The organism is Alkaliflexus imshenetskii DSM 15055, assembly GCF_000517065.1.
In the GTDB taxonomy this organism is placed as follows: domain Bacteria; phylum Bacteroidota; class Bacteroidia; order Bacteroidales; family Marinilabiliaceae; genus Alkaliflexus; species Alkaliflexus imshenetskii.
Window position 1 is genome coordinate 2898186 of record NZ_KI912105.1, and the last position, 15821, is coordinate 2914006.

General features: G+C 38.6%; 11 protein-coding genes, 1 other RNA gene and 1 pseudogene. 1 reads left to right on the top strand and 12 read right to left on the bottom strand.

All coding sequences use genetic code 11. The features are described from left to right. Positions 1-6: 6 nt before the first annotated feature. The 3 genes from ALKIM_RS0112215 to cas6 form a co-directional block, all read right to left on the bottom strand. On the bottom strand, positions 7-942 hold the full coding sequence (locus tag ALKIM_RS0112215; RefSeq protein ID WP_026474897.1) for a type I CRISPR-associated protein Cas7: 936 nt from the start codon (positions 940-942) through the stop codon (positions 7-9). A 22-nt stretch (positions 943-964) separates the two neighbouring features. After that, entirely contained in the window at positions 965-2845 is a 1881-nt protein-coding gene (locus tag ALKIM_RS0112220) for a hypothetical protein (RefSeq protein WP_026474898.1), read from the bottom strand. Positions 2846-3080: 235 nt separating this feature from the next. Further along, positions 3081-3848, bottom strand: coding sequence for a CRISPR-associated endoribonuclease Cas6 (gene cas6 / locus ALKIM_RS0112225; RefSeq protein WP_026474899.1), 768 nt, complete (start codon positions 3846-3848; stop codon positions 3081-3083). Between the two features lie 486 nt (positions 3849-4334). Here cas6 and pfkA point away from each other — a divergent pair, with 486 nt between their 5' ends. Beyond that, positions 4335-5306, top strand: a complete 972-nt coding sequence (gene pfkA / locus ALKIM_RS0112230) for a 6-phosphofructokinase (RefSeq protein ID WP_262480532.1) — start codon at positions 4335-4337, stop codon at positions 5304-5306. A 58-nt stretch (positions 5307-5364) separates the two neighbouring features. On the opposite strand, the gene ssrA is transcribed toward pfkA, so the two are convergent. The 9 genes and pseudogenes from ssrA to rpe form a co-directional block, all read right to left on the bottom strand. Then, positions 5365-5762: a transfer-messenger RNA gene (ssrA, locus tag ALKIM_RS19655) on the bottom strand. A gap of 741 nt (positions 5763-6503) precedes the next feature. Next, on the bottom strand, positions 6504-6875 hold the full coding sequence (locus tag ALKIM_RS0112235; protein WP_026474901.1) for a barstar family protein: 372 nt from the start codon (positions 6873-6875) through the stop codon (positions 6504-6506). Between the two features lie 7 nt (positions 6876-6882). Then, the gene (locus ALKIM_RS18450) at positions 6883-12042 is read right to left on the bottom strand and encodes an FG-GAP-like repeat-containing protein (protein WP_052345539.1); all 5160 of its coding nucleotides are present in this window, start codon (positions 12040-12042) and stop codon (positions 6883-6885) included. A 140-nt stretch (positions 12043-12182) separates the two neighbouring features. Then, positions 12183-12476, bottom strand: a complete 294-nt coding sequence (locus tag ALKIM_RS20265) for a hypothetical protein (protein WP_052345540.1) — start codon at positions 12474-12476, stop codon at positions 12183-12185. Positions 12477-12500: 24 nt separating this feature from the next. Beyond that, positions 12501-12650 (bottom strand): annotated as a pseudogene (locus ALKIM_RS20390) (SpvB/TcaC N-terminal domain-containing protein); the annotation flags it as partial. Positions 12651-12665: 15 nt separating this feature from the next. Continuing rightward, on the bottom strand, positions 12666-13058 hold the full coding sequence (locus ALKIM_RS19345) for a hypothetical protein (protein ID WP_052345541.1): 393 nt from the start codon (positions 13056-13058) through the stop codon (positions 12666-12668). Positions 13059-13087: 29 nt separating this feature from the next. Next, positions 13088-13513 carry a T9SS type A sorting domain-containing protein gene (locus ALKIM_RS0112245; protein WP_026474902.1) on the bottom strand — a complete coding sequence of 142 codons (426 nt, stop codon included), beginning with the start codon at positions 13511-13513 and terminating at the stop codon, positions 13088-13090. Between the two features lie 878 nt (positions 13514-14391). Further along, the gene (locus ALKIM_RS0112250) at positions 14392-14751 is read right to left on the bottom strand and encodes a hypothetical protein (protein WP_026474903.1); all 360 of its coding nucleotides are present in this window, start codon (positions 14749-14751) and stop codon (positions 14392-14394) included. A gap of 337 nt (positions 14752-15088) precedes the next feature. After that, positions 15089-15745 (bottom strand): ribulose-phosphate 3-epimerase, encoded by a 657-nt coding sequence (gene rpe, locus ALKIM_RS0112255; RefSeq protein WP_235714412.1) that lies wholly within the window; start codon positions 15743-15745, stop codon positions 15089-15091. Positions 15746-15821: the final 76 nt, after the last annotated feature.

A 15821-nucleotide genomic window follows, 5' to 3' on the forward strand; every position in this document is an offset into this window, starting at 1 on the left:
TTGCAACTATAAATTGAGAATCGTCCAACCGGATTCTATGTTTTCAAGTTTCATTGAATCATTATTGTAAGCTATCTCCACCGATTCTATTTCAGCTTTAAAATCTGCCAGTTTTGCCTTTAGTTTTTCGCAATCAAGCACAACCAGACCATTTTCCTTTACCTGCTTCAATTTTACTAATTGAGTAAGATTGGGCAGAACAAGTTTTGAGCCTTCTTTTAAGGTAATCCAAATCAAAGCTTCATTTTCCGAACCAGCTTTCGATGCCGAATCATACCAGGTAACTCCTCGGCTCATGGCTTCTTTAAGTTTGGTAATGTCTTCTTCTGATAAAGATTTTGCTCCTTCTCCTGCCAGTTTTACAACTTCACTTAAATTTGATGGATTCACCGAAAAGTGGTGCAAGTAATGCCCTTCTTGTAGTTTTGATTGGCGACCAAGCGTAGTGGCTTGTTTTTCTTCACTTTTTTCGTCAGGATTTCTAAATGGAGACATTATCTGTTCAGAAAATATATTGTTTTCTGCCCAAATATTAACACCATGATTTATTTGTACCGGGCCATGAATAGATATCGCAATATTTCCGGCTTTTGCCTTTTTTGCGAACGTTGCACCAAAAAGTCTAATATCAAGGCAACTTAAAATATCCTTTGCTACAACTTTTTTCTCCTTTGTATCCTTATTGATTGGAAACATTGCAGCATAAGCATCATCCAGGCTATACGGCACAAATTCTTCATTTAGGCGTTTGAAATAAAAAATCCGCTCATCATTCCCATACACATCTTTCAAATAATTCTTTACTGCATATTTGAATGCTTTGTCGGTTGCATATACCGTACCATCGGGTAATGTGCGTGGCTGGCCGCTAAAGTCGGCATTGTAGTTGGAGTTAATGGCTTTTACTATAGCTGCTCCGAAAACTCTTTTGCTGAATATCATAGTCTTAAAAATTACGTGGTTATTATTCGTTTTCTGATTTATCTTTTTTCTCGTAAATCACATTTTGCGCAAAGCAGCCTGCTAGAAAATAGCGGAGATAGTCTTTCATGTTAATGTCTGAATTATATCCAAGAACCTCACTAGCAAGTTTTTCAAACCGCCCTTTTGAAACGTCTATTTCGTGCTTATACATTGCTATGCTGTTGCTTATTGCGTCTTGTAATTGAGACACCTTGGTCTTTTGTAAAAAAGGTTCGAGCATTGCATAGCTTTTATTACTTGCTGCACTTTTTGTAAGCAGAAAGTAAACTATTTGCCCTGCACCGAATGCAAATTCAGCGGGGTCTTCCGAAAATGATACAGAATCGCCATTAGCTACTGCTTTCATTTTCTCTACTAATTCGGGAATTCGTGATGCCATATTCTCTCTATTTTGATTTTGACTAAAATGCGTATATAGGCTAAACCAAAGGTTTAGTTTCTCTTTAATATGATAACCCCTTGAATGATTGTCATATCGATATTCATCAATACGTATATCTTCAAGTATAGAAACGGACATCATTCTATCGAACATAGCGCAAGTAATGCTCTGGTGTCGTGATTTGTAGATGTAATCGTAGATAGACTTCCGATATTGAAGCATGAGGTTACAGATTGCATCTGTAAATTGATATTTCGGGTTCGGTTCAATTTCGTCAAAATATTTAACCCAAGTATCCGATGGGCATAACTGTCCGTTAAAAACTGAATTAAACACCCTACCCTGTAATTCAAATACATTGCTTATTACGTTTGCAGAAAATCTCCCTCCCAACCAAAAAACCTCTGTAAGTTTAATACTATCAAGCATGTATTTAAAATGAGGCACAAAGTCAATATCTATAATCTGACTACCTTTTAAGCCTTTCTGAAAATATATTAAATAGTAATTTTTCAAATCAGCATTGTGTTTTGAGGTTAGTTGATTTATCAATTTCGGGAATGTCAAAGTCTTATCTTCAATTTGAAAATGAACGATATCTTCGTTCAATTCATCTTGTTGTACAAATATTGGACATGGGTTAGGTAAAATTTTGTTTTCTGATTTCAACCTAAAAAACTTATAAATGCTCTTTGCCTCATCCCCTGAAACCTTAAAGTTCACCTCAAAACTTGCAGTCTTATGCCGCATAAAAGGCTTCTTTGTAACATTACCAACAGTAATATCATTGCTAATGCCATGTGTTTCATTCTTTTTTAAAGGATATAAAAACACACCTGACTCTATATATTTATCATAAAACAAATTGTAATCAGACATCTTGGGAGCATCCATGAAAAAATAAAATGAAAACGTATCTTTAATTTTCTGTTGGATGTTGCCAAATTCAAATTCAAATTCCCATTTGTTATCTTTTTTTTCGAGTTTTCCTTTAGAGTCAAAAAAATCAAACATTTTTCCTTTTGCAAAATATTGGAAGTCTTTAAACCATTGCTTCTGCAAAGTATATTCTTCAGCCTCAAAATCAACTACGCTAGCTACCGCTTTAAAATAAGCATTAACAGCATCTGCTTGTTTTTTTCTTCGGCTTGCGGGTGTTTCAGATTTTGTTTCATCAGGCTTTAATCCTTTACCTGAAATTGATATCGCGAATGGACTGCCTATATCAATAAAAATCTTTTCATTGGAGTTCATGCTTTTATTTGTAATCATACTAGAACATGAATACAATTCAAGAAACTCATAGTATAATGGCGTCTCTTCTGTTTTGTTATTTACTAACAGATATCGATTTGGATTTATTACTAACTCTTCATTTTCATAAGCCAGAAACATATACAGCCCCTCTTTCAACTTAAGGTTCTTGCTGAATGTCTCTTCCGGCAATGCCTTTGTAAATTGTACGATTTCTTTTATCATATTTGTATGTTTAAAAACTCCTGCTAATAACACTAGACTTTTCAGCTCTTATTGAATCTTAATATAAAATAGGTTGAATCAATTATTGCACCCCAAACAGGCTATTCACAATTCTCTCAAATCGACTAAATAGTTCAAACTGTAAACTAATAAAATCAAACGAGTAAATCAATAATTTTAATATAGCACTTAACTTTTGTCCTAACAATGATAGATATATTAACGGCAGGCGTTTTCATTCATAAACCTCAATCCAACCGAAACCATTTGAACTTTTTTCGCAGATACCAGCACTCCACACCATCTGGTGCACATCAATGGGAGCTGTAAGTTCAAAGTCAAAGAGGCTTCCTACAATTCTGGTTTCTTCTGCGGTTCCCGGTTTAATCAAATAACCTGAACGCTTGAAAGGAGCGTATGGCTTAAGCTTTATTAAACCAGGGTCTTGTAGTCTGGTGCTAACATATTTTTCACGAATGTGTTTTGTGGCAAATGTGGCAAAGTCTGGGTTGTCCGGGTATATAAAGCGGGCGTGCTTTGAGCCCTCTTCCTTTATGCTAACTACCCATGGAGTTGATAGGGAGTAATTCAATGTTGTTTTAAAATCAGGTGGTGAAGAGGCTTCGATTCCCGTTACCATAAAATCGATTCCATTGTTTCTGTCCCCCAAATAGAAACTGTTGGAAGCAAAAAGTCCTTTAATGAAATTTGTTGCTGCTTCGGGTATGTCAAAAGATATTTGCAGATGAATCTGCTTGCAATTCAATTCAAAAAGTTGTTTCTCCTTAAGCAGCCTGGGCCTTCCAAATTCCAGTCGTGAAAAGCAAAATAGTTTATACAGTTTTGAGTCTCCAATACCATATCCTTTCTCATGCAGAAATGTAGCAAAAGCTTCATCAGCTGATTTTAATACACGGTATATCCAGGCGCTGATGTAGTATTGATAATTCATGGGCAGAAGGTTTTGTGATCCGCTGCTTGTGAGGGTAAGTTTAAATCTCATAATCTTCGGTTTGAAAATTGTAATTATTCAATTTGTTAACTCAGTAACTGTTATAAAAATTATGTCACTCTTTAGGCAAAGAATTCAGTAAAGATTATTTTTCGGTATGCACTGCGCGGCAGATAATTAGGTGCTTTCCAATTCTTAATTATCTCTGAAATAGAGATTAACAGCATCTCACAATTCAATCGATATCCTGGTTCTGCAAGACTATTTATATTTTATAGCCATGCACAATTTTCAGGAGGTAAAAATGTTTCTCTCTCTCAAACATCGTTAAATATAGTGAAAACCGGCAAGATTTACGTCCGTGTTCGCACACGGTAACGCATCAATCATTATATTTACCTCATCTGTGGGGCACAATTATTCTATCATGAGAGTGTCTACGGTAATGTTGGAATATGTAAAGCGGTGTGTTACCAACAGTTTTGCGGTTTCAAGTTGTTGCTTGTCAATTAAATCAAATTACATAAAATGAGAGAGATGAAGAAGATAGGTGTACTTACCTCCGGAGGTGATGCACCCGGGATGAATGCTGCAATCCGGGCGGTGGTACGTAAGGCTGTTCATGAGAACATTGAGGTAGTCGGTATTTTAAAAGGTTACAATGGCATGGTGAATGGGGATTTTATTCCAATGGAAGCGGCTTCGGTAAGTGGAATCTTGAAAGAGGGGGGAACCATTTTAAAGTCGGCACGCAGCGATGTGTTTCGAACCCCTGAAGGGCGCGCTACGGCTTACGAAAACTTAAAGCGCGAGGGTATCGATGGTCTGGTGGTGATAGGTGGTGATGGCACGTTCACAGGCGCATCCATCTTTGGTCATGAGTATGACTTTCCGGTAATTGGTATTCCCGGTACCATCGACAATGACTTGTTTGGCACCGACCTTACCATTGGTTACGACACAGCGCTAAATACTGTGGCCGAAGCCGTAGATAAAATACGCGATACGGCCACATCTCACAGTCGCCTCTTTTTTATTGAAGTGATGGGCCGCGATGCCGGTTTTATTGCACTCAATGCAGGTGTGGCGTGTGGTGCTGAGGTGGTTTTACTGCCCGAAAAAAGAACCAGTTTCGATGAGTTAAAGGAGTTCTTGCAGAAGAAGTACAGCTATTCCAAGTCGAGTAGCATTGTGCTGGTAGCCGAGGGCGAAAAACTTGGAAAGACCATCGACATAGCCGACCGCATTGGAAAGGAGCATCCCGAGTATGATGTGCGCGTTACCATATTGGGGCATTTGCAGCGTGGTGGTTCGCCAACCGTTACCGACAGGGTTCTGGCCAGCGAGTTGGGTGTGGCGGCAGTGGATGCGCTACTCACCAACAAAAGGGATGTGATGGTGGGCATTGTGAATGGAGAGATAGTACACGTGCCACTTTCTCAGGCAATTAAAGATGAAAAGCCTATTAATAGCAGGCTGCTTAATCTTATTAATGTGATATCCGGTTAATGCACTTCAAATTATATAAATACGAATCCCGCAAGAATTTTCTCGCGGGATTCATATTTTGTGGAGCTGCGGGGAATCGAACCCCGGTCCAAACAAGTAAGCCATATGCTTTCTACATGCTTATTCTGTCATTGGTTTTCGTGAGCCGTTTGGGAACAGACACCCGGACGTCTCCTTAGCCTCTTTGTTTTCGCCAACAGAGCGAGGCAGCTGTTGACTATTCCCGATTTACCTACACCTCCGGTTCGGGCCGCTTCAGGAAATGGCACCCGGGAGATGTCTCGTCCAAGCTCCTGGAGCAAGGATTACGCTAATCTACTATACTTCGATTAAGCTGCGAGAGCGTAATTAGTTTCGCCAGTTATAAAGTCAGAATCCGGGATTATCGAGCCGTGATTCCATCGCTCGGCATGCTTACATACCACTTTACCTTGCTGTCAAATCCAGGTCAGCCCCGATAAAGGGTTGTGTAACTCTGCAAAGATAGTGCATTTTTAGAGACTACTTATAATTATTACTGTTTTTTGAAAATGATAAAATCTCATGAGTAGCTCATGGATGTTAAATGCAGAGATTAAAATTCAATGCAATTGAATAATCTCACAGCTAAGCGTAGTTTTTAACTACGCTTGAGTTAACACGTTACTTGTCATTGTATTGCTATGGTTTTTCTATTAAGCGAAGCTAGTAGATTATTTTCAAAAAATTGCCGTTTTTTAAAGCATAGTTAATTTTTTTGCCTGACTTGAGGTTATTCAGCTTCGTTTTCCGGCGTTAGCAGTTATAAATGGGAATGAAAGCACGAATTGCCGCTTGGCTTACCAAGAAACTCGCCTTAACGGGAACGGTGAACCCCCGCTCGGCGAAGTCTGTGACTTCGTCGTCTAAACCCTTGTAGTCTCCTGACTACATCTAATTGAAATCTCGGTTGGTTACACAAAATCGATGATGAACCAGCTCCATGGCAGTTACAAACTGCCGAATAGCATTCGACGTAGTCTGCCAAAGCATAGTCTCTAACACACAATACTACGCCGAGCGGGGGATGACAAGCATATTATTACAGAACTAATAAGCACATTTATTTTTCAAAGAGATACGCAAAAGCGGCTAGCACAAAAATAAAAAGCTCGGCAATAAACCGAGCTTATATTTAAGTGTAAATATGCTACTCAAAGATATAGGACAATAAGGCTATTATTTATTACACAATAGCTCCTTTACTTTTATTTCATCTTTTATTTCAAAGATTACTTCAAATATTTTATTCTTGTTAGGCTCCCATGTTGCAATTGCATCTACTAAGATATTTAGATATATTACGAGGGATTTATTATCTATTTTAGGTAAATCCTTATGTAATAAACTAATTTTTGATTTACTTATCCAACTTAAATCACAAAGGCAATCATATAATGCGTCCCAATTATTGCCAAAATAGTCCGGGAACAAAAGTTTTTCCTTTAGTTCATTAAGTAAATCTTCTTTCTGTTCATTAATACCTGTGATAATTGCTACAAATGCATCAGTATTTATATCACTTTTTACATTATTTACAAATCGTAACATATTCTACTTATTGGTCTATTTGAATAAATGTTTTATAATGGTCAGGTGTATAATAAATCTCTCCATTAAATCCTATTATAATTCTTTGCGGGCCTGGCCCATTAACTCCAGGTGTTGGATGTACATATTCTTTATAGTACCCCTCTGGTTGATTAGGTAAGAAACCTTCTCTATTTTGGAATGTAGAACCATCATTTCGATGTGGATAACTCTCTCCATTATTAATTCTGTCCATTGTTTTATTTAGACCTAAAGACTCGATGCTATTCTTAGGCGTTAAAGATTTCCCAGTCCATGGATTTATGTTATTTTGTTTAGCATATCGATAACCTCCAAAAGCTCCTGTCCCTGCACCGATAAAAGCTCCCATTTTCATGCCGTTCAACCCAGCTTTGTTGGCAGATTTCAGGTCTCCTCCCATTATAAGGTTTCCGGTAAACCCACCAGCATATCCTCCGGCCATGCCTCCAATGGCACCTGTTACCATTCCTTTAATAATGGGACTTGTAACATTTGTCCCATTTATAATAAGGCCGCCTAAACCTTGTCCAGCCCATTGACCAGCAGCACCACCAACGAGGCCAGAGAATGCCCCCACTAAAGCGCCTTGTATTATCTGGCTTCCGTTTCCTCCTCCAAGCGCAGTATTGGAAGCTCCTAATATTGCTCCCCCTGCTGCCCATCCTGCAGGACCATATAATGCTAAAGTGCCAGCGGCAGCACCTGCCCCAAAATATCCTAGACCTTTGGCATCAAATCTGCAACCATTCATTGCCCAGTTTATGGTGCCTCCTATAGCTGCGGCAATTAAATCATCAATTCCAAACCATTCACCGTTCTTATCGGTATATTTCAGTGGATTGTTTATACAATACGAATATCTATTATAGCTCTGGCTATTGTCCGGACTCTGCACATAATTATCAGGACTGAGAAAGCGGCTAATGGCAGGGTCATACAACCGGCCGTTCATATTAATGAGTCCAAACCAAGGCAAATGCTCATGTCCGGTAAAGCCACGGCCTAAAAATAGTTCAGGTTCATTCCCGGAGGTAAAGGTTACATGATTGTTCGGGTTGCGCAAGCGCCCCCAAGCATCATAACTCAACTCCTGAGTCAAAGAGCCGTTGCTGTTGACCAAATGGGTGATGCTACCCAAATAATCTCTACAAATGAAAAATAGTTGCCAATTTCCGCTTCCCTGTTTTACATACACGGCAGGGGCTGAGTAAGCATCGCCACCAAGGTAAAGCTTTTCTTTAGTTCCTGCAACACCTTGGTCTTTTTCGTAAGAACCGCCTAAATAATAACGCGTAAGTTTTAAAGAGCCATTTTCTTTCAAAGACATTTTTACCCGTTGCCCATCACAGTTGTATGTAAAATCAGCGGTGTAGTCATTTTCTGAAATAGAAGAAGGTTGTTTAAAGGAGTTGTAATTCACTTTTTGTAGTCGCAAAGGTACCGAGCCATTAGTAATATGGGCTGCTGAGATAGCATAGGGCTTTGAGATGTTGTTATAGTTGAAGGTTCCAATGTCCGATTTACTGGTAAGATTGCCGATGCCATCATATTCTGCCATGTGATTACCAAAAGTAATTAGCCTATTAAGATTATCATACCCGAAATTTTCAGTTATGTTCCTACTACCGTCTTTTCTACTTATTAGATTACCAGTTACAGTATCAAAGAGATATGTAGAGTTCTGTAGTTGTCCTTGGGAGTTCGAGGTTGTTCTACCTGTTGGCATGCCAAAGTTATTGTAGCTATATCCTCTGGTAAGTGGACCTGTTGTAATTGCTGTAGGTTGCCCAATTGCATTTTGTGCAGAAAGTTTGAAAATTGAGGTTGTGCCATTCAGCCGAATTTCCGAAAGTGTACCGTTGGTATAGACATATGTCTCTGTAGCAATAGTGCCAGTTGGAGTTAAATAACTTAGTGACTCAATACTTCCATCAGCACGATAGTTATAATCTTTTTGCAGCCATATTCCATCAGCTCCTATTTCTTTATTCGTCTTCACCCTATTGAAAGTGTCATAGGAAAAGGTTGTTGATGTCCCATTACTACTAGTAATTGCTGCAATTAAACCATAAGCGTTGTAATCATAGTTAGTGGAGAATTCAGGAGTTGTTTTTGAGGTGATTCTTCCGAACTTATCAAATACCATTGTGGTAACCCGGCCTTCCGCGTCTACCTGTCTGTTTAAATTCCCTGAATTGTCGTATCCATAAGTAATGGTTCCAGCAGAAGGATCTACCATACTAATTTGTCTTCCAAATGAATCGTAAGTGAAAGTAGTTCGTATGCCACCCGGAGCTTCAATTGTAGAGGGTTGTCCGTCAGCGCGAAGCAAAAAAGTAACAGTTCCTCCAGGGTCTTTTGATGAAACCATCCCACCCAGTGCATCATAAGTTCGCACCGTGGTTATTCCGTCAGATGTGATGGTAGTTGTTAATCCGTTGTATGAATAAGTAGTAGATTTACCTGAAGGTTGAGTTACAGATAATATTTGGTCATATACATTATAAGTATAGGTAGTCCATAATGAGCCTGCACTTCCGGTAAAAGGTTGAGATGCTTTATGTAATCGGCCATAGGTGTCGTAAAGATTATCTATCTGCGTCCAAAAACCGTCAAACCGTTGTTGTGCACTTCTTTTTTCACGCCCTAAAGCATCATACCATATCTTTTGTGTAGGCTGACCAGCATCGGTTTGTGTTACACAGTAAAGACTGTTATTGCCAGTTTCGCTCCAAGCGAAGAGAGTCGTACTTGTTTGCCCCGCAGGATTTATAGAGGAGAGCAACCGACCAAATTCATCATATGTATAGGATGTTTTTTGTCCTTTGTAATTTAGGCTGTAATCAGCCATTCCACTGGAAGTATAATGAGTTTCTCTAGAGAAGCCCATGGGATTGGTGCTCTTTATCATTCTACCGAAAGCATCATATTGGAATGTTGTGGTTAAAGGTTCTGAATTATAGGTGGTTTCAGTTAACGTAGTGATCTTGCCTAATATGTCATACAGATAAGCTTCTTGTTTTACAACCATTCCATCAACCATACTGATTTTGCTGTTTGGTAAGCCTTTATTGCTATAGGATGGATAGTAAAATCGAATGGTTGAGCTTCCTCCATTACGTGTTGTAACCTTGGTTTGGTCGTACAGAAATCCCAAAAGATAAGCCGCATCGGTAGTGTAATTGGCATATTTATTAGTGATTGTAATTTTTATTCCACCTGGTAGGGTGGTGTTCTCAGTTATTACATTTCCATAAGAGTCATGTGTATAGGTTGAGGACGAAGAGAGATTCTTTATCTTATCAAGATTTGTAACACTTGTTAATCGTAGATTAAGAACCTTATTGGTTTGCACGCTAACTGAAAATTGATATGTAGTCTTACAGGTAGGAGATTCATCGTAATTAGAAATCATATATAAGTAAGGATTAATTTCCTTGGTATAATGCCTATTTCTAATATTGTCATTCACCCTGATACGCTCAAAACCTCTGAAGCCTAGTCCTTGCTTATGAATAACGGCATTATGATAGTTGTATGAAACAGACTCCAGTTTGCTTCCGTTATGCCAAATTTCACTGATGGATAAAACCCATAAAGGGCCATTGAAATTCACATAAGGGAAGGCGGCTCCGGAGCCTTTGTTGTAAAGTGGTCCACTATTGTTTGAGCCATTACCGTTCAACTTTTCGTAGTCAAACCGGGATTCCACTCCAAAACTGTTCACAACAGAACTTAACATGTGCTCACGAGTATCATCTCTAGGGAAGCTATATTTTAAAATTTTTCCATTTTTTATTGCCAACAGCTGACAAAAAACGTTACGACTGTTTATGTTCGTCGGTAGCAATTTGGCATCATTGTTCTCCCTTCCAAATGACGAGTTTGATGGTGAGGGTGTTATGGCGTTGGGGATTCCGTTTTTAGTTAAATAGGTTGTAAATCCTATAGAATTATAGAAAATAAGATCGGTTAATCCGTCGCTGTTTATATCCTGCAACATAAAACCTTCATTTTCTCTAGTTGTTTTTTGAGGCCCTGTGAAGCTGCTCATGGTAAAGCTTCCGTTACCATTCGAATGGTAAATATTCCAGGTACTACTGTTATCCGCATTAGGTGATATTAGGAGATCTAGTAGACCATCGCCATTGAATTCACCCACCATTAAATCACGTCCCGCTATTGTGGATTTTTTTAAGTTGGAATAGGTGGCAATTTTTTTTAGTGAGTAGGTTACTCCACTCCCCTCAAAGGTGTATATGCTTGTTCCTGAATCATTAATGTGGCATATGTCGCTTTTGCCGTCTCCATTATAGTCTAATATTAGGATACGGTCGGTATTGTAAAACGCCGTTTGCGCATTTGTTTGTCTTGTGCCGAAAAAATCTACTACATGGGGGAAATCATATTTTTCATACAGTTTAGTGCCATTTTCAAGGTCAAACAAATAGCATTTTGATGTAATGTCAGATTTTCCTATTGGGTTGTGGGCAGAAACAGCCAAAACCTCCATTTTTCCATTACCATTAAAATCCCCCGTGAAGTAAAATTTGGGGTGTATGCTTTTACCTCCATCTGCATCCGTAAGAACGGTTGTGAAGTCAAAAGTACGTGTGTATCTTAAGCCTATCCCGGAATATACATTGCCGGAATAAACTTTAAAAACCACTCTATCGTAACCATTGAAAATTGTATTGTTAACTTTGATGACTTCTTCTTCATTCTTACCATCTATATCAGCACAGAAAATATCGACGAAACCAGGTTCTGTTAATAAATTGGGCATTGGGGCGGCCATATTTCCTGACAAGCCGGCGTATAGGAAGATTTTTTCGGTGCCATCATATCTATTATCATACCGGTTTTGTGAATGTCTGAATAACGTTTTATTCCTATAATGATTGTAATACGATTCCTTTGTGGGGTAAGTTATCACCCCTTCATCGTCTGATCCATAGTCGAATTTGCCTTTTCTTACGCTTATCGCATTTGGGGAGTCTCCGAAATTATACCATTCCAGTAGCTGGACTATACTTCTGTTATATGTTGAATTTGTATTTCCAGTACCATAATTAAATCTCAGAGGGTTGAAATATTTTCCTTGAGCAGAGAAGTTTATCTCCTTAATTAAGGAGTAGTTATTCATGGCGTAGGCTATCTCATAACTATGTAACAAATGACTGCCGTATTTACAGTTGATTCTGACCAATCGGCGATTTTCGGTGATTTGCAATCCTCCGATATAAAGGCGTATTGGATCTGGACGGGTGGTTTCATAAACAAAATCTATGCTCGCACTACTATTATCGCCATAAGTAATGCGCGAGATGTGTTTTTGATGGGTTCCTTGTATGTATAGTTGATAGTGTTGCCCGATGGGTCAGTCATATTGATAAGGGGATACTCCAAGCTATTTCCGGTGCTTGTTGTATAGCCATATATTCCTTTGTTGCCATTTGGGTAGAGTACCTGAAAGTGAGATATCACGTTGTTTGATAAATAAGCAATTGCTATGATTTTGCCTTGTTCGGATTCATAGCGAATGCTTGAAGCATTGCTGCTTAATTTGATTAAACGCATTCCATCCAAAGAAAATGCATCGTCATTTGTTAAGCTAACACCATTGGATTGCCCATCATAGTAACCACTTCTATTTATCCGGGTAATTTTTGAAATCCCAGTCAAACTCCAACCTGCACCTAATGTTCCATTTCCACCGCCTGAGCTATAAAATAGCGATATCTGAGGCTGTATGCCATTGGAGCCGGGTTATATCTGAATTGGAACCTGTAGTGTTGCTGCTCCATTTAATCCATGTCCGGGGATGACTGGTATTTCGCCAAAAGCCTTTGATTTATCAATATTTGTGGATAGAGTCGCAGTTGTTGAAGATTTTAGCTGTGGGGTAGGTAACGGTTGAGATATTTCGGGGACTTCTGTTTTTGGGATGGCATATGTGGTAGTGTATTGCTCAATTTCCGGTGCAGGATACTGAGCGTTAATTACTGAATCTTCCCATTGGGTAATTCGTTCGTCACTCCAGTTTTTCCAATCAGGGCCAGATGTTTGACTTCGTTTCTGTGCCTTTACTTCAAAGGCCATGTTATAAGTAGCCAAAAATAGAATAGCGCATATGCATGCTATTGGTAAACGTTTTTTCATGAGGGTTAAAATGATAAAGGTTAAGGTTTTTAGTTTTTTACGATTTTCCAAAAAGACGACTCTTCACCAAGTGTTATAGTCATTAAATAATAACCTGTAGGCTGATTGCTCAAGTTTAAAGATGTATTGGGTTCTAATATTTCTTGGGTCAGAATTAATCTTCCATTAATGTCAGTAATTGTAATTTTCCCAGTGGTTTTGTCTTCCAGGGATTTGATGCTGACAACTAAATGTCCTCTAGTGGGATTAGGGAAGATTTGGATTTTCTGGTCTGAAAGACTGTCCTCAAAGATTTGCTCTGTTTCAGCTTCACTAAATGAAGATGATTTGAGAGGAATTGTCTTTCTTTCTATGCGATTTCCGGCTTTGTCATATGTAAAGGCAATATTCTGCCCATGAAGCTTGACGAGTGCAAGAGTGAAGAAAAAGAATGTGGTCAACAATATTTTATTCATATCATTATTATTGGTTGAGTTTTTGGGTCCTTCATAATATTTCTATATTAAACTGTTTGAATTTAATGAGGATTATGAAAAACCTTGTGTGTACTAACAGTTCCTAACTCTATATATTTTAGAGAGGTCTGTTAAATTAGGGTACTATCACGATTTTTTTAATGAGAATCACGCAGTCAATTAAGCATAATTGACTTTACTGAAAGGAGTTTTCAGTATTTTGGAAAGAAATTTATGAATTGTCGATACGTTTCATTGGTATTAGGATTAAGGTGGTTAAAAATACACATGAACGCTTTAGCAAAAAAGCTAAACTAATGGCACAAAATAAATTTTAAAATTTGAAATTTGCAACTAGAAATTTGAATTTTTCGGAGCTTTCTATCTGGTCGTAATTTCTATCTTTTTTTGGAAGCGAAAGAACCAAAAAGTAATTACAATGTATTTTACTCCTAACTGATTGATTTTAATGCGATTTAGTTGTTTTTGGTGAGATGATTGCAATACTTCAATGCATTATGCAGCAATATCAATCATTGGGGAGAAACTTGTATTAATTTTAAGTTTTTAGTAAACATTGACATTTTGTGTAGTTAGCAGCCGTGTGTAAGCATCTTATTGTTAATATATTAGTGTATTGCGTAAAGCTGCCAGTGCTTTTAGCATTATTTGTAGGATGAGTCGAATGATAATATTTCGAGTGCTTTATTAGGGCTTATAATTATTACTGTTTTTTGAAAATGATAAAATCTCGTGAGTAGCTCATGGATGTTAAATGCAGAGATTAAAATTTCAATGCGATTGAATAATCCTCGTCAAAAACACCTGTGCTAGAAACCAATAAAACTCGCCCTAACGGGAACGGTGTAGCCAGCAATTTATTTATCATTTGCGGCTTGTCTCCTGATTTCAATAAAACTTCGGATATAGATGGCTAATGAGAAAACCGACGTTAGTATCATCAGCGACAAGCGAAAGAGAGCCAATCCATTGTTGGCAGATATGGCTGCTGACAAGGGTTTTGTCAGGCCAATTATAACTAAAAATGTTAGGAGCACCACAATGTGGGCAGCAATTTTATTTGATTTCCGGAACAAGGGATATAATGCGGTAATAACAACACCGAAGAAAGCCGGAATGAGAGCCGTAACCGAAGGGGTGTCCGATGCCACATAAGCCCAGACGCTAAAAAAAATCAGTGTAAGTGCATTGATTAAACTTGCAGTGTATGTCTTCATATCAGTTTGGTTTTTTGATAAGCCTTCCCAATGTCAGCCTCTTCTTTGTCGCTTCATTAGGAATTTCTATCAATAAACCCGGGAGAGGGGGCGGTTGTTCATTTTTAATACAGATATGCGACATTTAGGGAGTGTAATGCCGTTAAGTACTAAAAGCTGGTCATTACGATGGCTTATTCTTAGAAGAGACTGTTTAAATTTAATATATGCAATATGATATAGACGCGATGAGTTTTAGAAATTAGACAGATAGACCATCCGAGAAAGATGATTAGATTAATCTTATTCTCTATTGAATCATATCTATCAGTCTAAACATCTTTCATCTAATCATCTACTAAAAAAATTTAATCCTTTTAATGGCTTCCTGTGGGTTAACTGATTTAAACACGTAGCTTCCTGCCACCAGCACATCGGCGCCTGCATTAACCAGTGCAGCCGCATTGGTCTGGTCTACGCCACCATCTACTTCGATAAGCGCAGAGCTATTCTTTTTTTGAATAAGTTCTTTGAGACGACTGATTTTGTCCAACGAGCCGGGAATAAATTTCTGTCCGCCAAATCCGGGATTAACCGACATGATGAGCACCAAATCCAGCATTGGGATTATCTCCTCAAGCACCGAAACGGGTGTATGGGGGTTGAGTGTAACACCGGCTTTCATGCCTGCGCTGTGAATCGATTCAATGGTGCGATGCAGGTGTGTGGATGCTTCGTAATGCACATTGAGCAGGTGGGCTCCTGCCTGCTTAAAAGCTTCGACATACCGTTCCGGCTGAACAATCATCAGGTGCACATCCAAAGGCTTTTTGGCGATGGCGCTAACGGCCTCTATTACCGGAATGCCAAACGAGATATTGGGCACAAACACGCCATCCATGATGTCAAGATGCAGCCAGTCGGCATCGCTGTTGTTAATCATTTCAACTTCGCTTGCCAGATTGGCAAAGTCAGCGGCCAAAAGTGAAGGTGCAATAAGGTGTTGCCTCATCATTAAAGTTTTGTTGTGACGATGCTGCAAATTTAGCAGTATCTGTGATATAATGCATAAGCCCATTAACTGAAATCAA

Excerpts from the sequence above, each read along its gene's own strand:
- ALKIM_RS20265 (WP_052345540.1), bottom strand. The coding sequence starts at position 12,476 with ATGCGTTTAATCAAATTAAGCAGCAATGCTTCAAGCATTCGCTATGAA.
- ALKIM_RS18450 (WP_052345539.1), bottom strand. The coding sequence starts at position 12,042 with ATGAATAACTACTCCTTAATTAAGGAGATAAACTTCTCTGCTCAAGGA.
- ALKIM_RS0112245 (WP_026474902.1), bottom strand. The coding sequence starts at position 13,513 with ATGAATAAAATATTGTTGACCACATTCTTTTTCTTCACTCTTGCACTC.
- ALKIM_RS19345 (WP_052345541.1), bottom strand. The coding sequence starts at position 13,058 with ATGAAAAAACGTTTACCAATAGCATGCATATGCGCTATTCTATTTTTG.
- rpe (WP_235714412.1), bottom strand. The coding sequence starts at position 15,745 with ATGATGAGGCAACACCTTATTGCACCTTCACTTTTGGCCGCTGACTTT.
- ALKIM_RS0112235 (WP_026474901.1), bottom strand. The coding sequence starts at position 6,875 with ATGTTACGATTTGTAAATAATGTAAAAAGTGATATAAATACTGATGCA.
- ALKIM_RS0112250 (WP_026474903.1), bottom strand. The coding sequence starts at position 14,751 with ATGAAGACATACACTGCAAGTTTAATCAATGCACTTACACTGATTTTT.
- ALKIM_RS0112215 (WP_026474897.1), bottom strand. The coding sequence starts at position 942 with ATGATATTCAGCAAAAGAGTTTTCGGAGCAGCTATAGTAAAAGCCATT.
- cas6 (WP_026474899.1), bottom strand. The coding sequence starts at position 3,848 with ATGAGATTTAAACTTACCCTCACAAGCAGCGGATCACAAAACCTTCTG.
- ALKIM_RS0112220 (WP_026474898.1), bottom strand. The coding sequence starts at position 2,845 with ATGATAAAAGAAATCGTACAATTTACAAAGGCATTGCCGGAAGAGACA.
- pfkA (WP_262480532.1), top strand. The coding sequence starts at position 4,335 with ATGAAGAAGATAGGTGTACTTACCTCCGGAGGTGATGCACCCGGGATG.